Genomic DNA, 18,758 nt, shown 5'->3' with positions numbered 1-18,758 from the left:
GGGTGGCTGGTGCTCATAGCCATCGCCGCGGTCGTCGCCGGCTTGTTCCTGGTCGGGATGTACCGGGGCGCCGCGAACCTTGCTCGCTCGCAGACCCGGCAGGACCTGGTCAAACTCGGCACCATCCCGACGATCGCCAAAGCGCTGACGGGCGTGAGCAGTCTGCCGTCGTATGCCTTCATGGCCCCCTTCGCAGAGGGCCGCACCCACTCGTTTGGCTGGCTGTGGTGGCGGATTGAGAAGGACGCAGACGGAGACCCGCGGCAGCACATGGGGTGGGCGCTGACCTACCGCAGAGCCCGCAAGGCCGCCGGCCTTCCGCTCTCGATCCGAGCACACCACACGGAGATCATCCTGGCGCAGGGGCAGGACCCTCCGGCTGACCGCTGACGCAGGCCCTCGCACCGACCGCCTCGTGATCCTCAACGGCTCCGTGTCCCGGCCTGACACCTCGAACTTGCCATCGGAGAGCCTGACCGAAGTGACGGACACCGGCAGTCACAGGCACGTAGCTTGACGGCATGGCAGACATGCGGAATCTGTGGTGGTCGGCTGGGCGAATGGCCTTCAGCATGGCGGAGAACGGCAGTTGGCGAGACGCACGGTGGTCCGACTCCCTGCGCCGCTCGGCAACCCTGCTGGAGCCGGTCTGGCCAAAGCATGACACCGGCGGACCCTTCACGTTCGCGCTTCCCACGATCGCCCTGCTCCTGTACGCGAGCCCGCTCGACAGCGAGCCCGAGCGTGCGCCGGTAGAAGACATAGTGACCGCGCTCGCCCCGCGCCGCGCCGACGGGGACGGACCGTCACTCGAGGACACCATCCGAGCCGGCCTGGCGGAGCGCCATCACGACCTGAGCGATGACTCGAAGCTGTCCGCCCTGGTTCGGTGGCTGACCGCCTACCACGAGCCGGTGACCCACACCGCGAGCGGTTGGGATCTTCCATCACTCGAGCAGACGCCCGGCGGCTCGCTGCTGGACGCGGGGGCGCGGTGGGTGCACCACAGCTTCACGCACCACTACCTTCAGGGCAGCGTGGCCTGACCGCCCGGCGGGCTCACGCGAGGCGGCTCAGTTCGAAGGTGGCGCTGACGGCGCCGTGGTCGGACAGCTCCTTCTCGATCGGCTCCAGGTGCACCTGGTAGTCGACGAGCGTCGGCGCCAGGGCGGGGCTCATGAGGATGAGGTCCTGGCGCCGGGGTACGTCGCCGTCCCCGAACGCGGCAGTCGGGGCCATCCCCTGCCCGGAGGGGTGGCTCGCGTCCAGGAACCCGGCGCGCCCCAGAAGTTCGGTCGCGTCCCGATCGGAGACCTCGCCCTCTCGGGGCAGCCGGAGTTGGCCGTTTTGAGCGTGGGCCGCAAGCTGCGTCCAGTCAGGTTCCGGGTAGCCGAGGCCGATGGCGTTGATGTCGCCGACAACGAGCGACCGGCGGCCGGGGGCGGCCAGCACGCCCAGCGGCGACACCTCCCGCGCGCGGTTGCGCGGATCGAAGGGGTCCAGGTGCAGGTTACGTAGTTCCAGCAGCCCGTCCAGGCCCGGCACGATCAGGTTCGCCCAGCCCATGACGTGGTGGTACCGATCCCGGTCCGTGCCCTGTGCGGCGAGCTGGACGCGACGGCTCAGCATGATCACGGTGTGGAAGCGGTGACCGCTGGTGGTCTCGTTGGCGTAGGCGAGATAGGCGCTGGTCATGCCGAGGGCGTTCAAGGTCTTGTACATGCGCCGGTTCCCCAGGAGGTCCCAGAAGTTGCACTCCTGCAGTGCCAGGACGTCCGCCTCCAGGCTCTTGAGGAACGGGATCTGCCCGTGCCATCGGTCGCCGATGCCGAGGCCGAAGTCGTCGTGGCCGCCGAACAAGGTGTTGAACGTGACGACTCTGAGCGTGGTCATTCCGGCGCTCCCAGCGTGATGGTGGCGAGGTGATCCCATGTCACGGTCTTCGACTCGCTACCCGTCTGGGCGGTGACGTCGACGAGATGAACCGTGCCGATGTGTAGAGGGGCGTGGCTGGGACGGACGCGGCGCAGGATGCGCTGGGCCGCGTCGGAGTCGGCCTCGGCATGGGCGTAGGCGGTCGTCAGGTGCTGCAGCCCCCACTGGTATCGGCACGCCTCATCCCCGAGCGCGGCCCGTGCGCCCGCGCGGGCGGCCGTGTGCAGGGTCGCCAGGTCCTCGTCCGGCGCGAGGTCCGCGATGACCCCGCTGTGATAGGAGAGCAGCGACCCCACGGTGACGGTGAACGGCGCGACGCCGACGAACTGCGCGGACACCTCCTCGACGAGCTTGTCCCGCTGCTCCGGGGTGATCGCGTCGGCCGGGACGCTGATCTGGTCGACCGTGATGTGCAGCCACTTCAACTCCACCGGCGTGATGGGGAATCCGGCTTCCACGAGAGCCTGGTTGGACTCCGTGACCAGGTCGCTGAGTGGCTGGTGTCTTGGGTCGGCCCAGTCCACTTCGACGTACCAGTGCAGGAGCGTCCCGGCTTGCCACGGCTGTGCGCCGGCCTTGAACTCGAACGGCTTCATGGAGTGGAACGGTACGGTCGGCCGCATCACTGAGGCAGAGACTTCGTCCACCTGGCTGGAACTCGCCCCCGGCACGTTACCGGTAGAGCGGGTCCTGCGGGTCGTGGATCTCGAAGGGCCGGTCGGGGACGCGTTCCGTGTGCCGGATCGAGAGCTGCGTGGAGGTCTCGGCCATCACCATCTCCACCATCTGCGGAGGGCGCGGCAGCAGTACGCTGGGCGGACAGCCGGCGGGCAGAGCGCTCTGATCGAGGTTCTCCAGCCACCAGCGCATCCAACCGTAGAGGGCCGACGCGTAGAACTCCGGCTGTCCGCCCTTCGTGTGCACGTGCACGGTGTATCCCACGGGCTGCCACACTGACGGCGGCTGGACCCGCACCCACACCAGCGCGCTGCAGCTGCCGGTGACGGCACCGACCACCAGGACCCCGGGATACCCACGCACCGCCTCCTCGAGGACATCGAAGGCTCCGTTGGGCGACGGGGCGTCGGTGGCGTCCACCACCACGACGGACGCGCTCTCCTTGATCCTCGGCTCGGCGTTCGGCGGCGCCATCAGATGCAGAGCGGGACCATCCTCACCCTCCACGGCCGACAGGTCGCGGGGGATCACGTGGACGCAAAGGTGCTCCGCCGGGGACGAGACCCGAGTCTCCAACATCCACGCCGCCAGCACGGTTCCAGCTGCCTTGCTCATCGATCCCCCTCGTGTGTTCCCAGTTCTTGACCATCGTTCCCGCTTCGACCCGGGAAAGGAACAGGGACACGGGCCATTCCGGCCTGCCGCCCCCCGCGCTCCCTGCCGGTGGCGCCGGGCGGAGTCGGCGGCTACGGAGTCCCATCTCCAGCCCGCCGCCGTGGCCCGCAGATCGGTCGCGGACGGGGAACAGCGCGTCAGCACGCGCTCGCGCGTGGTCCGCACGGATATACGTCGGGCAAGGAGGGTAGGCAGCGCCTTGGCTCAAGCGCCCTTGCAGACCGTGCGTTCGAGCCCGCGTGCGGCCGTGAGTTCGGTAGCGTGCGGGAGCACTGAGCGTGATTCCGCGGGTGAAAGGTGGGGGCATGGAGAGCTTCTTCTCTCCGAAGAGAACGTGGGCGCAGGGCCAATACCTGCACTTCGTGGCGAGGTTGGACGACGCGGCGTACGTGGAGTACACGCAGGCGCACCACGAGCTGCTGGCCGAGTACGGCGACCAGGTGGGGACCGTACCCGCCGAGTGGCTGCACTGGACCGTACTCGGCGTCCATCACGCCCTGACACGGGAGCAGGTGGAGTACGCGGTCGAGCGGGTCCGCACGAAGCTGGCCGACTACGGCGGATACGTGGACGCCGAGCTGGGCCCCGTGTGGCCCGGACCGAGTGCCGTGACCGTCGCGATGTACCCGGAGCCGCCCCTCGCGGCGGTGACCACCAAAGTCCGCGAAGCCATCTCCACTGTCGAGGGCATCAGCCCACGACCGGCTCCGGACCGTGAGTGGCCGCACTCCACACTCGCGTACTACCGCACAGGCGACGTCCATGACGCTCGCTTCAATCGCCGCCTTCGCGAGATCCGGCCGGCCCGCGTCAAGATCAGCATCGACCGCGTCCACGCCGTCTACATGCACCAGGACCTCGACCTCGGGTACTACCGGTGGGATCACCTCGCGGAACTGCCCTTGGGACGCTCCGCGGTCCTGACGGTGCGCGACCGCCTGGACGAGCTGGTCACTCAGGCGGAGCGGGAAGGCAGTAGCTTGTGGGCCGAGGCGTGGCAGCGGGTGCGCTCCGCCCTGGCCCCCGCGTTCGGCGACGAGAAGTTCCGCCCGTCCCACTCCACTCTCGACGTCGGCATCGACAATGTCGAAGCTGCGGGTGCCCTCGCCGTCAGCCTCTACCTGCTGGCCCGTGAACGCTCCGTCTCCGCGGCCGACATCACCCTCCAGGACCTGGAGGAGCTGGCCGGCGAACCGTTCCGATACACCCACCCCCGGTTGCACGAGCAGATTCGCGACCGACTCGGAGCGGTGGGGCACGCGTTGGATGACGCCGACGATCCCGTCATGGTGCGCTGGCGTGCCCTGGGCTACGTCCACGAGGAGCCGATGTACGGGGATCTGGAAGACAGCTCGCTTCGTGCTGGTCACGCGGGCGAGAACGGGCTGCACCGAGTCCTCGCGCCGTTCTACCGCGACCGCATCCGTCTCTGAACGGCGGCGACCGGGTCGCGGCCCACCCCATGGCAGCCGCAGCGGGACGACGAGCGCGTTGCAGAGCGCTGGAATCAGGCACTGCGTGAGGCTGACTCCGAGCTGCTCAGCCAGATCTGCCCAGGCAAGCACGGGCGCCACGGTCGTCTGCTGGTTGGACAAGGGACACGACTGCGGCCCCACACTGAGGGAAGACCGCGGCCGGCAGGCCGGTAGCGTGGCTCGGAAGTGCCCCTGACGATGACTGAACGGGTCTTGCCCGCCAAGCCCTCACCGGCCCGCGGTCAGGAATGCGCGGGCGTCAGCTCTTCACGCACGGAGTAGTCCGCTCCCTCGTCCCGCACGACGATGGGACCGTACTTCCGCTCCAGCTCGACATAGGCGGTGCGGCCTGACCCTGCCTTCTGGTATCCGGCCCACCGGGTGAGGTTCGCGCGGGTGAGTTCGACACCCGCGTCCTGGTGGGCGAGGTAAATCCGTTCGGCCCGCTGGCGCTTACTCTCGTTGTCCGGCGCGGTCCCCAGAGGGATCTCCGGCAGGGGGTCGGCCTGGCTGTCGTCGACTTCGTCGACCTCCCCCTTCTTGTCGGCATCCACGTCCGCGTCACCGTCCTCGGGGTCTTCCTCGGCGTCGTCTTCCTTGTCGTCGTCCACCGCACCAGCGTCACCGGTATCCAAGTCGTCCGCAGGATCCTCGGCTTGCGCGGACGCGGCAGTGTCCTGCGCGGGGGGGTCTTCGCCGGGATGATCGAGGGCCGTCTCCCATTCGGGCCCGATGACGGCCGCCGCAGCCCCTTCCGGTACCTGAGAGCGGGAGCGGTCGGCGGGGCTTTCCGCCGACCGCGCCGGGCCGTGCTCCACAGCGGCCTCAAGGGCCCGGCCGGCGAGCCTCGCCGGGAGACATGCTTCTTCCGGGACGACCTCAGAAGTAGTCGGCCGCCCGGAGGCCGGAACTGGCTCCGCCGCCGGACGGACCGCGTACCCGAGACGGCTCCGGCGCAGCGGCCGGAGCTCGTCGCGCCTGGCCTTCCTCCGCCAACGCCATCCGTACTCGTCGCGCAGCTCCTGGCGGTACTCCAGCTTCCTCTGGAACAGCTCAAGCGCGACTTCGTACGAAGGGATCGTGCTCGGCCAGAGCTTTCGGCTGCGCCAGATCAGCCATGTCGACCACGGGGCAAGCAGCCAGCGCCCCAGGGAGAGTGCGTAGTCCTCTCGCCCCGCGTCGCGAGCCGTCGCGGTGGCGACCGCGTGCCGGACAGCCTCGGTGATCGCGATGAACAACAGTGGGATAGTCGCATGCATGACCGAGGCAAGTATGTCCGGATATGCAGCCATTGCATTGAACGCCACCGTGGCGATGGTGAGCAGCCACGCGATGTGCCGCAGCAGCGGATACCGCAAGTCCACCCAGGTCAGGGCAAGATCGAGGCTCAGCATCACAATAATTCCGATATCTATACCAAGCGGGAATATCAATGCAAACCATCCAAATCCCTTCTCTACCGCTAGATCACGCACGGCGGTGTAGGAGCCGACGAACCCCGTCAACGCAATCAGGAGCGAGCCGAACCCGATGATTCCGAAGGTCACCCGGCGCCCGCGGGTCCAGACGATCCGGCGGCGCCCGTGGTCCCCCGCCGGTGCCGCCCTGCCGAAATCACCGGTCGTCGTCATGGATTCATGCCCCCTTCGTCGTGCCAGTGCGCGCAGCGCCGTCGCCCATAGAGGTGTGCTCAACGGCGACCGTGTGACATTCCGTCCCTCCGCAGTTTTCGGCGAACGCGCTTCCGGATCTGAACGGTAGGAGCGCGGGCCCTCCCCATCCACCGCGTTTCCCCCCGAGACGCACCCTGTGACCTGGTCGTTGTCTTCACCGTCACGCCGATACAGGGTCGAACCGATAGCGCGGCTCCCCTAGGCTCCAAGATCCCGGCATATGCCGGGGATCGAACGACGCCGCCCGGGGGCCGCCGTGATGACCGCGCTGACAACTACCGTCGCCCTGCTCGCCGGCCTCATAGCCGGCACGGCCGCACGGCCCCTGCTGTTCGTCTGGACGGTTCCCGCCCACACACCACTCCGGCGGTCCTGCCCCGCCTGTGACGCACCCCTTCGAGCAGCAGTACCACTCCTCTCCCCGCCTCGCGGCCGATGCTCGGCGTGCCGAACGCCTTGGTCCGCAGACCGCGGCCTCCCCGAGGCAGTGACCGCTTTCGCCTTCGCCCTCATCGCTGCAAGCGGCATGACCGGCTGGACCGCCGCGGCGCACTACTGGGTCGCCGCATGCGGAACGGCGCTGGCTCTGATCGACGCGAAGGTGCACCGGCTCCCCAACGTCATCACCCTCCCGGCCTTCGCCGGGGTCATCGTCCTGCTGGGAGGCGCCGCCGCGAGCGGAGAACAAGGCAGCCTCCTCCGCTCCCTCGCCGCCGCGGCAGCACTGGGGGCCGTCTTCTTCCTCATGACCTTCGGAGGCATCGGACTCGGCGACGTGAAACTCGCCCCCGCCCTCGGGGCCCTGCTCGGCTGGCACAGCTGGAGCATCGTGTTCCTCGGAACCTTCGCGATGTTCGCACTTGGCGCTGTGGTCAACCTCGTACGCGGCCGCATGCGTGGGCGCGTAGCGTTCGGCCCCTACATGATCATCGGAGCACTGGGCGTATCGGTGCTTGCGTCATAGTCGACGGTGAGACCGCCCAGCCCTGCGGTTGTGCCTGGGGCGCGGCGGACCCTGACGCTGCGAGGCTGTCGCAGGTACGCTTCGATCATCCACGGGTACGGCGTACGAGAGCGGCCCGGTTCCCCCCGCATCTGCCGTGGGGGGAACCGGGCCGCTCGTCGTAGGTGAGGTCAGCCGTTAAAGCGTCCGTTGGCGACATCGCAGATGAATCCGGCGAACGAGGCCGGGTTGATCAGCAGCGCAGGGCCGTTAGGGTCCTTCGAGTCACGGACGGCGATGCCCTGGTGTGACTCAACGACGTTGGCGACCTCGACGCACTGGCCTTCCTGAGCGCCGCTGTACGACGACTTGCGCCAGGCGGCGCAAGGCAGGTCCGTGGCCATGAGGGTCTTGGGTGTCACTTGGACTGTCCTTCCAGATACGTGGTGATGAGATCCCGTGATTCGTCCACGGGAAGTGCGATTGCGGCAGCGAGCGCGAAGACGTTCTCCATGTAGGCGATTTCTTCGGGATCTTCGCTGTGGGTGCCGCCCATCGGGTTGTCGACGCTGACGACAGGTACCCACGGGTGCCCGAAGTTCAGAGTCGTGGTTGCCCCGTTGGAGCCGTAGGCCGGGTGCGCGTTGAGCGGGATCACCTGAAGATCCACGTTCGGCTGGTTCGAGGCGTCGATCAGCTTGCGCAACTGGTCACGCATGATGCCGGGGCCCGCTTCGAAGTGCGCGTGAAATGCCGACTCAGGAACGAGCGCGTGCAGCTGGACCGGGTTGTCCTTCCGCGTCAGCACTTCCTGCCGCGAGAGCCTGATCGAGACCAGCATCTCAGCCCGTTCGGGGCTGACGGAGACCGGCATGCCACCAATGATTTCCCGTACGTAGCCGGGCGTCTGGAGCAGGCCGGGTACGACGACCGGATGGTGCGTGCTGATCTTCCTGGCCCGTGCTTCGAGCTGAACGAAGTCGACGAGCGGCTGACTCACGCGGCTTTCGTAAGCCTTCCACCAGCCGTGGTCACCTCCTGCCGGCTCCTCAGCGACCTTCGCGACCTCATTGATCCCCTCCGCGTCGTCGACGCCGAGCTTGGCACAGAGGTCTCGTACCTCGTCACCCGAAATCCGATACAGGCCGCGCTCGATGCGACTCAGTTTCGTGGTGTCCCAGCCCGGCATGAGCTTCGCGGCTTCGCCTGACCGCATTGGCTCGCGCCACCGACGGATCTGGGCGCCAACTCGACGTCGCATGACGGTGGGTGTGGCGCGCTTGGGGGTCTTCGACGACGCGCGCTCACGAGTCGTCGACGCACGATTCTGAGTCATGGACGCAGTGTTGCACGACGGCGACTCATCTGACGATGCCGGACGCATGTTCGCTCTTTCAGGCAATTCTGCCATCGCTGTTGCGAGTTCACCGCTAAAAGGAGCAAGCTGAGTGCAGCAAGGAGCGCGGCGGTACATCTAGTCGCACTCCAGGCATCACGCTGCATTACATCTTGCTGCTTGAACGCGGTCGGGGGCCCCAGACCCGACCGGAATGGCCCGTCCGTGTCCCGTCAGGGCGGAGCCACGCCCCCAACGACGGAGACCCTGCGATGCGAGCGCGAGCGTTACCAACCGAGCCCCGTCCTGACAGGCCGTGGATGGACCTCGACAACAAGCGTCAGCGCCAGTGGCAGCCGACGCTCAGGCCGGCGGCGAACCGCGGCCTGTACCTGCAGCGGTTGCGGGTCTCCAACAACCGCGAATGGTGGGACACCCTGCCGGCCCCGGAGAGCCGTCGTCAGACGCGTTACGTCACATACGCGTTGAACTGCACGAACGGCAGCGCCGACGAGGACCTGAGCGCCCTGCGTCAGTGCGTCGAAGACGCGGAGGGCGCGGTCAGCTACTACGTGACTGACTCGTACGGCACCAACAACCCGAACGACCGGCCGGGCTGGCTCGAGGCGTGCCGCCTGCTGCAGCTCGGCTTCGTCGACGGCATCGCGGTCATGAACCGAGACGTGATCAGCCCTTCGGACGACCACTACGAAGCCGTCGTCCAGTGGATCGGCGGGAGGCCCGCGCTGCTGATGCTCGTCCGCCCAGAGGGCAGTGACTCGCGCCTGTCTCCTGTCACGCCCACGATCCGGGAAGGCTTGTGACCACGCCTCGCGGGCTTTCACGCCCGCCCGCCCGTAGCCCGCACCCCGCCCTGCCTGAGATCAATGCTCTGGACGCGCTGGCCACGGCGCAGGCAGAGAGCCCTGCTGGCAGGCGGTTCAGACGAGGTGCTCGTGTTCAGCAAGGGCCGGGCCCGCGTGCCCTGGCGGCTGTCTCGCTAAGGACGCTCTTCGGAGTCCGCCCAGTAGTTCGTGAGCATTTCGCCGGGCCATGCCGGCTGCGTGACCGGCCCGCGAGGCAGGAACTCCCTGAAGCAGGCCACCAGGTCGATGACGGGGGATCCCTCATCGGCGTCGAGGTCCTCGACGTGCAGGTCCAGCCCGTCCACCCGAAGCAGCCTGGGGTGAGAGATGGCGATGCGGGCGGGGCGCCGGTGGTTGTGGTGCACGAAGGTGCCGGTGGCCGGCCACGCCGGATTGTCCCGCGGGCTTCGAGCGTGCAGGGCCACGTCGGCGGCCGAACCCTCGTGGAAGTGCCAGAGGACCTGAAGGTGGGAGAACTCTTCGATGCCTTGAAGGGTCTCCTGAGGGAAGTCCGGATCCAATCGGATGATCGACACCACTCCACCCTTGTAGTCGTCAAGCCGTCCGGTGTGGCCTCCAACAACCCTGCCGATAACCGGCACATTGATGAACTGCTGCGACACGAGGGCCCCTTCACTCGGGTTGGGGTGCTAGTCCGTTCGGGACGCGGACGAGCTTCGGCCGCGTCAGCCTACGCCGAGCGCTGCGCGTGCTCTGGCGTCGAGTTCGGCGGCTGGGCTTCCCCCTCGCGCTCGGAACGGGCTGAGCGACCGCCTCATTTGAACAATTGTTTCTTTGGCTCGGCCCGACTGCACTCCGGTCATGGCGTCGAGCGCCTGACCCCAGGTGTTGCACGCGGCCTCGAGCTGGCCCTGTTGCACTTGCACGGCGCCCAAGTAGCCGAGGGTCACCGCATGGGTGCGGGCGAATTGGCCGCGACGGGTTCGGACGCTGTGACGGAACTGCTTCTCAGCACCTGGAAGGTCGCCGAGGTCGCGAAGCGCGGCGGCGGTCTCATGGGCGAGGCTGGCCTCGCCGAAGAAGAACACCCGGTGCGGCTCAACATCCGCCGCGTTGGCACGGCCGAGGTCATCTTCAGCCCGCAGCAGCGCGGCGATGGCGGCCTTCTTCTCTCCTGCGGCGGCCAGGCCGCGGGCATGCACCACACCCAGCAGGGACCGCTCCCGCCAGCACGCCTGGGCGTAGCGGCGGCTGGCCAGGGAGGCTTCAGCGAGTCGGACGGCTTGCTGCGGCTTTCCGAGGTCGACTGCTTGATGGGCCATCGCCCGGAGCACGTGGCCGGCCAGGGGTGCGTCTCCGGCCTCTTCTGCGAGCTTGGTGGCTATCGTGAGCCAGCGCTGGGCGAGTGGATGCTCGCCTCCGTCGAAGGCGGTCCAGCCGGACAGGTAGGCGAGCTCGGCAGCCGCCGAGGTCATGCCGCGTCGGATCTCCTCGGTGGGGAACCGGCCGCTCAGCAGTTCCGCGACTTCGGATCGAAGGTAGGCGACGAGGGCCGTGCGCCCGGCACGTCCCCCACGTTTCTGGTCGCGCCTGGAGAAAATGGCGGCCATGTCGCGGACGTCTTCGACGTCCTGAGCCGTCACCGTGTAGTTCGACAGGGGCCTGCGTGTTCGGGCCCGGTCTGCGGCCTGCTCAAACCACTGGTCCTCGGGGAGGGCCAGCGCGGCCACCGAGTAGACCGAGTTGGCCATCAGCTGTCGGCGGTCAATATCCATGTCCGTGCTCCCGAGCGTCACCAGCGTCGTCAGAGTGTCGTCGCTCCACGCCGGCGGCTGCGGCCCGAGCTCGGTGTCTGTCGCCAGTCCGATCTCTACAAGCGTGACGAGGCGTCCGAGCCCGCGGGAGAGCGTCTCGGCCAAGATAAAGGGTGCGCGGCCCTCTACCGGTGCTCCGGCGATCCAGCGGGCGATGTACGGCTGGGCCACGCTCTGCAGCTCGGTCGCGCCGTGCTCGGCGGCGACCGACCTGAAATGGGCAGCCAGTTGCCGCTGCGACAGGCCCAGCTCATGAATGACGGCTTCCAACCGCGTGTTGCGCGTGCGCCCCATGGCGCGCCCCTGTCCCCAAGACGATCTTGTATCACGTGTATCGCGCTGCCGAGCCTGGCGGACTACCCGCTGGTCCGCGAACGCGGTTCTCTCGTGAAGACGATATTCCTCCAACGCCACTGGGGTGCGGGGGAGTCGACGACCTCATCCACACGGGCCCACTCAGCGGCCAGAGCTGATCGCACGCTGGCAAGCGAGGAGAAGCGGCCTATGAACGTGCACTACCTGACGCGGAGGAACCCTGCCCGCTCGGCGGACGGGGCCGCCGTTGAGACGCACGTGGGACCTGTCCTGTCGGATCAAGGAGTGTGTGCGGTGACAGAACATCCTCTCCACCACGTGCTCGGCTCGGACGTGCCTCAGTTCAAGGCCTCGTTCCCCGCAGACCCGGCGGCCATCCCACCCGTACGTCGCAGGTTGCGGACCCTGCTGCAGGAGGACGGCCTGGAGGACGTTGCCGACGACGTCGCCCTGATCTGTCAGGAGCTCATGGCCAACGCGGTCCTGCATGGGTGCCACGGCTTCCCGCCCGGAATCACGCTCACGGTTACCGTGGTGTGGTCCGATGCCCAGCTGCGTGTAGGCGTGCGCGATCCGTCCAGCGTGCGGCCCGAGGAACAGGAGCCCTCCGGGAGCCGGACGAGCGGACGCGGCTTACGGCTCGTTGACGAGCTCTCCGACCGCTGGGGCGTCGAGGCCGACCGCAGCGGCAAGACCGTCTGGACGGAGTTCGACTGTCCCCGGAGGCGAGCCTCGTGAGGGTCCAACCGATGCCCCGCTCCTTGACGCACTGTCCCCAGCCAAGAAACGCGACTTCCGAGAGCGAGCCGCCGAACGCGCCGGGCCTCGTGCCGCCCTCAAATGCCGCGGCGGCCCGTGTCCGCACCGCGCCGACCGGCGCGAGGGAGGAAGCGTTCGGGCACCTGCTGAACCGACTGGATGAGTCAGCCCGGTTCACGGCAGCAGCAGAGGCCGAGGCGACCGAGGCGCTGCTGGAAGACGTCCTGGGCGAGGCGGCCGCTCCGGACCGAGCCCAGATCGCCGCTTGGACGCCAAGGCTTGAAGCCGTCCTCAAGATCCTTTGCGAGAACTCGGGGCGAATCGTCCAACTTCACGGGACCGACGCAAGCGAGGCCGTCCAGCACGGCCTGGCGGTCCTCCAGGAGGTACCGGCAGGCGCACCGGGCTTGGGACGACTTCGACGTCTCGCCCACGGCGTCTCCGTGATCCTCGACCTCGCGGGAGACGCACCGTGAACAAAAACCTTCCGCAACGCCGGACACACCCGCAGCCCTTCAGTCCGCAGCAACATTATGCGCCCGCCGCTGCTCACCCCCTGATCGGAGACAACGTGTTATCCGCACTACGGCCGGCGCTCGGTTGGCGCAGGCGCCCCTCTTCCCCCGCCCTCCCGGCGCAGCGGCCCGTCCCGCCTCTGGGCACCGTGCACGCTGTCGAGGACCTGGTGGAACGGGCTAGGAGGGCGTCCCCTTTTCCCCGCGACGACAACGACGTCACGCTGCTCCTCGTGGGCCTGCGCCGACGGCTCTCCCGCCTGGAGCAGATCCTCGAAGCCACGGCCCCGGACCCGGTCAGGCAGGCACGCAGTATCCGTGAGGAGCCGTTGCCGAAGGACCGCATGCTCCTGGTGATCCTCACCATTCGGCTCGCGGAGATCGCTCACGACCTGATCGATGCGATCCCGGTGAACGCCCGGCTGCGTCGCACGGACGCACCAGATCCCCGCCCCTCCGAAGGCTGGGCAGTGGACGGCAGCCAGACCGCTGCCGACCCCGAACTCGACACGACCGGGATGATCCCCCTCCCCCTGCTAGCCCGTAGGCCGGCACCGGGCCCCGCCCGAACTGGCGTCTCGCACCGCAGGACGAGTCCGGCAGCCGAGTTGGTCAGTGCCGCAGCGGGTTCGCTGGCGGACTGCGGGCCGCCCGCATAGACCCGAGCCCGGCGGCACACGAGCTGCCGGTGCTCGTCCGTGGGCTCCGGCTTCCGACTCTGGGGGACCGCCCGGCACACCGTCGGCCGGATCCCGGAAGCCGACAGCGAGGCAGATCCCCCGTGCTGCCGTCCCGGCTGCCGCGGTTCCCAGACCTCCCCGCGGCAGCCGGTCCACACCCTCCCTTTCGGTTGCCCCCGACCCCTTCGTCCGAGGACTCCATGACCCCCGACATCTCCCCCGCTCAGCCGAGGCGGCCCAGAAAGCGCTGGCTCGTCGTGACCGTGCGCGCCCGGCTGGTGCTGGTCGCGGTCATCACGGTCGCCGCCTTGATCGGCGCGGTCGCGGTGAACGCCTGGCCGGACTGGCAGCGGCAGGACAGCCTGCGACGCGACTCGGCCACCGGCCGCCTCGGAGGAGAAGCAAGCCTGCCGCTCTTCGTGGGCGCGCAGACCGAACGCAAGTTGACCGCGGCGTACCTGGCTCACCCCACGGCCGCGACCAAGGAAGCCCTGGCCAAGCAGCGGCGGCTGACCGACCAAGGCATCGCGAGCTTCAAGACGCTGTCCGGCACCACGCTCAAGACGGACGAGCGACAGCGCTGGGAGTACGTCCAGGACATCTACACGCGACTGGAGAAGCTCCCGCAGACCCGTCAGGGCGTCGACGCCCGTACGGGGACCACGGACGCGGCCACCGGTTACTACACCGACCTCATCGCGCGGATGATCGCCTTCTACCAGGCCCTGTCCGCGATGGACGACGGACCGCTCGCCCTGGAGACCCGCCCGCTCGTCGGTCTGTTCTGGGCCAGTGACGCGCTCGCTCAGCAGGACACCCTGCTAGCCGCGTCCCTGCCGTCCGGCGGGATGAGCTCCGCCCACCGGACCGCGTTCGCCTCCGCCTTCGGCACACAGCGGGTGATGTACGAGCGGTGGATCGCCCCCTACCTGCCCGCGAAGGAGAAGGCGCAGTACGACGCCATCATCAGCAGCGCGGACTGGAAGTCGCTGCTGCGCGCCGAGCAGTCCGTGATCAACGCGCCCGGCGACGGCGGCGCCGACCTGGGGAACATCGCCGCACTGCGGGACTGGGACGGCACGTACGCACGGGTGAGCCAGAAGGTCGCCGCGCTGAATCTGGCCCGCACGCAGGGTCTGCTCGCCCACGGATTTCAGCGGGCGGACGAGATCCGGGCCCAGGTGCTGTGGCTCGTGGGCGCCAGCCTGCTCGCCATCATGGTGATCACCGCGTTGATCATCGGGCTCCTGCGGACCGTGATCCGGCGCTCGCGCCAGGTCAGCGAGCAGGCGATGGCCGTGGCGGAGGAACACCTGCCGGCCATCGTCACGGCTCTGCAGCACGGCCAACCCGCCGACATCTCGATCCTTCCCGACCAACCCCCCCTCGTCGGGGACGAGTTCACCCGTATCGAGAGCGCGGTCCATTCCCTGGCACGCCAGGCCGCCGACTCGGCCCTCACGGTCTCCCAGGAACGTGTCGGCTTCCAGCGGTTCACTGCCATGGCCGCCACCCGGGCCTCGGGCCTCACCCGAAACCTGCTCGCCGACCTGGACACCTTGCAGCAGCGCTACGACTCGGACCGGGAACTGGTCACCGGGCTCTACGCACTGGAGTACACCGCGACCCGCGAGCGGCGCCTGCTCGAGAACCTCCTGGTGCTCTCCGGCGGCTGGCTGGACGAAGGCTCCGACCGCCCCGTGTACATCGCGGACATCGTCATGAGCGCGATAGGCGAGAGCGACGGCATGGGGCGGACCAAGGACGACGTGCGGGCCCAGGCCTGGATCCAGGCCGGCGCGGCGCCCGAGCTCATCCACCTGCTGGCCGAGCTCATCGAGAACGCGGTGAAGTTCTCCCCGAAGGAATTCCCCGTCGTCATCCGCGTATCGGGCACGTCCGCCGGCATCGCCATCGAGGTCGAGGACCGCGGGCAGCCGCTGCAGGCCGAGCACCTCGCTGGGCTCACCGCCCGCCTGGCGTACACCCCGCTGTACCAGGAGCTGACGGAGACGGACCAGTTCGGTCTCTTCGTCGTCGGTCGCCTGGCGCAGCGGATGGGCCTGACGGTGACGCTGCGGGACTCCCCCTTCGGCGGGGTGACGGCCATCGTCCTGGTGCCCTGGACACTGCACACCGTCGCCCCCGAGGATCAGCCGGCCGTCGAACGACCTTCCGCCCCGGTGTCCCACGTCACGGGCAGCGGACTGCAGCTCCGCCAGCGCGCCGTGGCGCTGGAAGCGTCCCCGCCCCGGGCCTCTGCCGCGCCCGCCCCGCAACCAGCGCCGGAGCCGCGGGGCGGCAGCGGACAACTGCCCGAGCGGCTGCCCGGCAGCCACCTCGCCGCCCAGCTCCGCACCGACACACCGGGCTCTTCCGGCCCCCCGGCGCACCCCGCCGCGCCCGCGCCCGTCCTCGACACCGACCTGTTCGACGCTCTCGACGACATCAAGCACACCGACCCAGGAGACCAGCGATGAGCCTGACACAGCACTCGAACACCGTGGAAGTCAAGCAGCGGGGCCAGGCCCCGCAGTTCGACAACCTCCGCGACCAGCTCGCCGCGAGCGTGCCCTCGGCCGTCGGCATGCTGCTGCTGGCCACGGACGGCCTCGCCCGGTGCGCGTACGGACTGCCCGACGGTCAGGACGACACGGTCGCCGCCGCCTCCTCGGGACTGGCCAGCCTCGGCAACGGGATGGCAAAGGCGCTGGAGGGCGGCCACTTCAAGCACCTCAACCTCACCCTGGAGAGGTACCACGTGATCGCTACGGCCTGCGGCGGGGGATCTGTGCTGGTCGTGGTCCTTCCTCTCGACGCCCGTCTCGGAGACGCCGTACGCGAGACGGTCAGGATCGCCTCCGCGTTCCGGCTCCGGATGGACACCGCGCCCCGTGCGGCGGCCGGGAGCTGAGCGGGGTGAGCGGGCATCGCGGGGTCCGTCCCTTCACGTGGACGGCCCCGCGCCTGGCCACGACAGGGGCGGACGACAGCGGGCGGATCGTCATGCAGACGCTGATCCGTACGACGGCCCCGGCGGACCGGATCGCCAGTGTCCCGGAGAAGTGGCAGATGGTCCTGCGACTCGCCGACCGGCCGACCGGGATCGCCGTGGCCGAGATCGCCGCCGTCCTGCGCCTCAAGCTCACCCCCACTTCGGCCCTCATCGCCGAGCTCGAAACCCGGGAACTCGTCACCCACGAAAGCACCCTCGGCGACACCGACCTGGACACCGACCTCCTCATGAGAATCAGGAACGGACTTGAACAGCTCTGAACCCCGCCCGCGCCCGCCCGCGCAGAGCGTGAAGATCCTCGTCGCCGGTGGCTTCGGCGTCGGCAAGACCACGCTGATCGGCGCCATCAGCGAGATCGAGCCGCTGCGCACCGAGGAGCGCCTGAGCCACCTCAGTACCACCGTCGACGACCTGGTGGGCACCCCCGACAAGGTGACCACCACGGTCGCCATGGACTTCGGACGGATCACCCTCGCCACGGACGTGCTGATGCTCTTCGGTACTCCGGGACAGGACCGGTTCTGGTTCATGTGGCCGGACCTCGTCGAAGGCGCCAAGGGTGCGATCGTCCTCGTCGACACCCGCCGGCTGGAAGCCTCCTTCGCCGCGCTCGACTTTTTCGAGCAGTGCGGCGTGCCGTACATCGTCGCCGCGAACTGCTTCGACAACCAGCAGGACTTCAGCAGCGGCGAGATAGCCGCGGCACTCAAGACAGTCGATGAGCACGACATCTGCATGGTCGACGCCCGCGACCGGCACTCCGTGCGCGACGTCCTGCTCGCCGTGATCGACCGGGCGATCTCCCGTTCCCGCACCGCCGCGACCGCCTGACCACCGCTGACGCCCCACGACCGGGAGAGACCATGTCCACCACCGCGCCCACCAGCTCGCTGCCCCTCTTCGACGACCGTGTGCTGGCCGACCCGTACCCCACCTACGAGGCCCTGCGGAACACCGGGCCGGCCGTGCACCTGGAGAAGTACGACGTGTGGGCCATCGCCCGCCACGCCGACCTCGCCGCGATCCTCAAGGCCCCCGACACGTTCGGTTCCGAGGCCGGCATAGCCCTCACCGCCCTAGCCAACCGCCAGATACTCGCCAGCACGGTGCTCGCCTCGGACGGCACCGTCCACACCAAGCTCCGCAGAGTGCTGTCCCAGCAGCTTGCCCCCCGCGCGATGAAGTCCCTGACCCACCGCGTCACCAGCCGGGCCGAACGGCTGGTGGAGACGTACACGGCCTCCGGCCGGTTCGACGCCGTCGGCCTGGCCCGGCACATGGTCTGCGACACGGTGATGGAACTGATGGGCCTGCCCGAAGCCGACCGCGAGCTGATGCTCGACGGCGCGGCCGCCACGTTCGACGTCTTCGGCCCCGCCAACGACCGCTACCAGCAGGCCCTCCCCCTGGCCTCCCGCATGGTCGACATGCTCCACAAACATCTGACCCGTGAGGCGGTCGCCCCCGAGTCGTGGATGGGCGCGATCTTCCAGGCCGTCGACGCCGGACAGATCGAGGAGAGCGATGCCGTTCCGCTCGCCTCCGCGTACACGGCCGCGGGCATCGACACCACCGTCCTGGGCCTGACCGACACCCTCGTCCAGCTCGCCCGGCACCCGGAGCAGTGGCAGCTGCTGCGCCGCGACCCGCTCCGCTGGGCCGCGCCCGCCTTCCACGAATCCCTGCGGCTCGAAGCGCCGATCCAGGGATTCGGCCGACTACTGACGAAGCCCGCCAGCATCGACGGGGTGCACCTGGACGAAGGCGAGCAGGTCTGGCTGCTGTACGGATCCGCCGGCCGCGACCCGCAGCAATGGGGCCACGACGCCGACACCTTCACCATCCAGCGCCCCCGCTCCGATCGACACCTCGCCTTCGGCGGCGGACCTCACCTGTGCGCCGGTATCCCGCTCGCCGAGCTCCAGGCCCGCTCCGTCCTGCGGGCCCTGGCCGCGCACTGCTCCCACCTCACGCTCGACGGCGAACCAGTCCGCGTCCTCAACAACCTCCTGCGCGGCTACAGCTCCGCCCCGATCACCGTCGAGCTCTCCCCCCGTACGTCCGCCTCCGCCGCCAGGACGGCGGAGACCTGCCAGCAAGGGCCCGTGACGTGACCC

At 68.9% G+C, this 18,758-nt stretch carries 21 protein-coding genes; 13 read left to right on the top strand and 8 right to left on the bottom strand.

The features are described from left to right. Positions 1 to 9: 9 nt before the first annotated feature. Together OG413_RS44410 and OG413_RS44405 are read left to right on the top strand one after the other, a co-directional pair. A complete protein-coding gene (locus tag OG413_RS44410) occupies positions 10 to 390 on the top strand; it encodes a hypothetical protein (RefSeq protein ID WP_266815715.1) in 381 nt (126 codons plus the stop codon). A 131-nt stretch (positions 391 to 521) separates the two neighbouring features. After that, complete coding sequence (locus OG413_RS44405) at positions 522 to 1,046, top strand: hypothetical protein (protein ID WP_266815714.1); 525 nt, start codon at positions 522 to 524, stop codon at positions 1,044 to 1,046. Between the two features lie 13 nt (positions 1,047 to 1,059). Here the strand turns inward: OG413_RS44405 and OG413_RS44400 are convergent, their stop codons facing one another. From OG413_RS44400 to OG413_RS44390, 3 genes are all read right to left on the bottom strand, one after another. Next, a complete protein-coding gene (locus OG413_RS44400; RefSeq protein WP_266815713.1) occupies positions 1,060 to 1,893 on the bottom strand; it encodes an endonuclease/exonuclease/phosphatase family protein in 834 nt (277 codons plus the stop codon). Next, the gene (locus tag OG413_RS44395) at positions 1,890 to 2,531 is read right to left on the bottom strand and encodes a hypothetical protein (protein ID WP_266815712.1); all 642 of its coding nucleotides are present in this window, start codon (positions 2,529 to 2,531) and stop codon (positions 1,890 to 1,892) included. The genes OG413_RS44400 and OG413_RS44395 overlap by 4 nt, the downstream gene beginning before the upstream one ends. Positions 2,532 to 2,607: 76 nt before the next feature. Continuing rightward, a complete protein-coding gene (locus OG413_RS44390; protein WP_266815711.1) occupies positions 2,608 to 3,228 on the bottom strand; it encodes a hypothetical protein in 621 nt (206 codons plus the stop codon). 365 nt (positions 3,229 to 3,593) lie between these two features. Between OG413_RS44390 and OG413_RS44385 the strand changes: the two genes are divergently transcribed. Then, positions 3,594 to 4,721, top strand: a complete 1,128-nt coding sequence (locus tag OG413_RS44385; RefSeq protein WP_266815710.1) for a hypothetical protein — start codon at positions 3,594 to 3,596, stop codon at positions 4,719 to 4,721. Positions 4,722 to 5,005: 284 nt separating this feature from the next. Here the strand turns inward: OG413_RS44385 and OG413_RS44380 are convergent, their stop codons facing one another. Beyond that, positions 5,006 to 6,394 (bottom strand): DUF2637 domain-containing protein, encoded by a 1,389-nt coding sequence (locus OG413_RS44380; RefSeq protein WP_266815709.1) that lies wholly within the window; start codon positions 6,392 to 6,394, stop codon positions 5,006 to 5,008. Between the two features lie 262 nt (positions 6,395 to 6,656). Here OG413_RS44380 and OG413_RS44375 point away from each other — a divergent pair, with 262 nt between their 5' ends. Continuing rightward, positions 6,657 to 7,400 carry an A24 family peptidase gene (locus OG413_RS44375; protein WP_323138044.1) on the top strand — a complete coding sequence of 248 codons (744 nt, stop codon included), beginning with the start codon at positions 6,657 to 6,659 and terminating at the stop codon, positions 7,398 to 7,400. A 170-nt stretch (positions 7,401 to 7,570) separates the two neighbouring features. Here the strand turns inward: OG413_RS44375 and OG413_RS44370 are convergent, their stop codons facing one another. Together OG413_RS44370 and OG413_RS44365 are read right to left on the bottom strand one after the other, a co-directional pair. Then, positions 7,571 to 7,801, bottom strand: a complete 231-nt coding sequence (locus OG413_RS44370) for a DUF397 domain-containing protein (protein WP_323138043.1) — start codon at positions 7,799 to 7,801, stop codon at positions 7,571 to 7,573. Continuing rightward, a complete protein-coding gene (locus OG413_RS44365; protein ID WP_266815707.1) occupies positions 7,798 to 8,715 on the bottom strand; it encodes a helix-turn-helix transcriptional regulator in 918 nt (305 codons plus the stop codon). Before OG413_RS44365 ends, OG413_RS44370 begins: the two co-directional genes overlap by 4 nt. Positions 8,716 to 9,035: 320 nt before the next feature. Here OG413_RS44365 and OG413_RS44360 point away from each other — a divergent pair, with 320 nt between their 5' ends. After that, a complete protein-coding gene (locus OG413_RS44360) occupies positions 9,036 to 9,539 on the top strand; it encodes a hypothetical protein (RefSeq protein ID WP_266815706.1) in 504 nt (167 codons plus the stop codon). A 176-nt stretch (positions 9,540 to 9,715) separates the two neighbouring features. Here OG413_RS44360 and OG413_RS44355 read toward each other — a convergent pair whose 3' ends face one another. Next, positions 9,716 to 10,204 carry a TrmO family methyltransferase gene (locus OG413_RS44355; RefSeq protein ID WP_266815705.1) on the bottom strand — a complete coding sequence of 163 codons (489 nt, stop codon included), beginning with the start codon at positions 10,202 to 10,204 and terminating at the stop codon, positions 9,716 to 9,718. A 63-nt stretch (positions 10,205 to 10,267) separates the two neighbouring features. Next, positions 10,268 to 11,650, bottom strand: a complete 1,383-nt coding sequence (locus tag OG413_RS44350) for a Tat pathway signal protein (protein WP_266815704.1) — start codon at positions 11,648 to 11,650, stop codon at positions 10,268 to 10,270. 315 nt (positions 11,651 to 11,965) lie between these two features. Here OG413_RS44350 and OG413_RS44345 point away from each other — a divergent pair, with 315 nt between their 5' ends. The 8 genes from OG413_RS44345 to OG413_RS44310 all read left to right on the top strand — a co-directional run bounded on the left by OG413_RS44345 (position 11,966) and on the right by OG413_RS44310 (position 18,755). Beyond that, entirely contained in the window at positions 11,966 to 12,409 is a 444-nt protein-coding gene (locus tag OG413_RS44345) for an ATP-binding protein (RefSeq protein WP_266815703.1), read from the top strand. Between the two features lie 89 nt (positions 12,410 to 12,498). Then, positions 12,499 to 12,906: a hypothetical protein gene (locus OG413_RS44340; protein WP_266815702.1), complete on the top strand. Its 408-nt coding sequence runs from the start codon at positions 12,499 to 12,501 to the stop codon at positions 12,904 to 12,906. A gap of 188 nt (positions 12,907 to 13,094) precedes the next feature. Then, a complete protein-coding gene (locus OG413_RS44335; RefSeq protein ID WP_266815701.1) occupies positions 13,095 to 13,604 on the top strand; it encodes a hypothetical protein in 510 nt (169 codons plus the stop codon). Positions 13,605 to 13,825: 221 nt separating this feature from the next. Beyond that, positions 13,826 to 16,105, top strand: a complete 2,280-nt coding sequence (locus OG413_RS44330; RefSeq protein ID WP_266815700.1) for a nitrate- and nitrite sensing domain-containing protein — start codon at positions 13,826 to 13,828, stop codon at positions 16,103 to 16,105. After that, complete coding sequence (locus tag OG413_RS44325; protein ID WP_266815699.1) at positions 16,102 to 16,539, top strand: roadblock/LC7 domain-containing protein; 438 nt, start codon at positions 16,102 to 16,104, stop codon at positions 16,537 to 16,539. Before OG413_RS44330 ends, OG413_RS44325 begins: the two co-directional genes overlap by 4 nt. Before the next feature lie 5 nt (positions 16,540 to 16,544). Then, a complete protein-coding gene (locus OG413_RS44320) occupies positions 16,545 to 16,901 on the top strand; it encodes a DUF742 domain-containing protein (protein ID WP_266815698.1) in 357 nt (118 codons plus the stop codon). After that, on the top strand, positions 16,888 to 17,472 hold the full coding sequence (locus tag OG413_RS44315) for an ATP/GTP-binding protein (protein ID WP_266815697.1): 585 nt from the start codon (positions 16,888 to 16,890) through the stop codon (positions 17,470 to 17,472). Before OG413_RS44320 ends, OG413_RS44315 begins: the two co-directional genes overlap by 14 nt. 32 nt (positions 17,473 to 17,504) lie before the next feature. Beyond that, the gene (locus OG413_RS44310; protein WP_266815696.1) at positions 17,505 to 18,755 is read left to right on the top strand and encodes a cytochrome P450; all 1,251 of its coding nucleotides are present in this window, start codon (positions 17,505 to 17,507) and stop codon (positions 18,753 to 18,755) included. Positions 18,756 to 18,758: the final 3 nt, after the last annotated feature.

This window comes from Streptomyces sp. NBC_01433, assembly GCF_026340105.1.
Lineage (GTDB): Bacteria > Actinomycetota > Actinomycetes > Streptomycetales > Streptomycetaceae > Streptomyces.
Note: the sequence above shows the minus strand (reverse complement) of the source record. Positions and strands in the feature narration are given on the sequence as shown.

Coding starts and splice junctions, on each gene's coding strand:
- OG413_RS44405 (WP_266815714.1), top strand. CDS start 522: ATGGCAGACATGCGGAATCTGTGGTGGTCGGCTGGGCGAATGGCCTTC.
- OG413_RS44400 (WP_266815713.1), bottom strand. CDS start 1,893: ATGACCACGCTCAGAGTCGTCACGTTCAACACCTTGTTCGGCGGCCAC.
- OG413_RS44395 (WP_266815712.1), bottom strand. CDS start 2,531: ATGAAGCCGTTCGAGTTCAAGGCCGGCGCACAGCCGTGGCAAGCCGGG.
- OG413_RS44390 (WP_266815711.1), bottom strand. CDS start 3,228: ATGAGCAAGGCAGCTGGAACCGTGCTGGCGGCGTGGATGTTGGAGACT.
- OG413_RS44385 (WP_266815710.1), top strand. CDS start 3,594: ATGGAGAGCTTCTTCTCTCCGAAGAGAACGTGGGCGCAGGGCCAATAC.
- OG413_RS44380 (WP_266815709.1), bottom strand. CDS start 6,394: ATGACGACGACCGGTGATTTCGGCAGGGCGGCACCGGCGGGGGACCAC.
- OG413_RS44375 (WP_323138044.1), top strand. CDS start 6,657: ATGCCGGGGATCGAACGACGCCGCCCGGGGGCCGCCGTGATGACCGCG.
- OG413_RS44365 (WP_266815707.1), bottom strand. CDS start 8,715: ATGACTCAGAATCGTGCGTCGACGACTCGTGAGCGCGCGTCGTCGAAG.
- OG413_RS44360 (WP_266815706.1), top strand. CDS start 9,036: ATGGACCTCGACAACAAGCGTCAGCGCCAGTGGCAGCCGACGCTCAGG.
- OG413_RS44350 (WP_266815704.1), bottom strand. CDS start 11,650: ATGGGGCGCACGCGCAACACGCGGTTGGAAGCCGTCATTCATGAGCTG.
- OG413_RS44330 (WP_266815700.1), top strand. CDS start 13,826: ATGACCCCCGACATCTCCCCCGCTCAGCCGAGGCGGCCCAGAAAGCGC.
- OG413_RS44325 (WP_266815699.1), top strand. CDS start 16,102: ATGAGCCTGACACAGCACTCGAACACCGTGGAAGTCAAGCAGCGGGGC.
- OG413_RS44310 (WP_266815696.1), top strand. CDS start 17,505: ATGTCCACCACCGCGCCCACCAGCTCGCTGCCCCTCTTCGACGACCGT.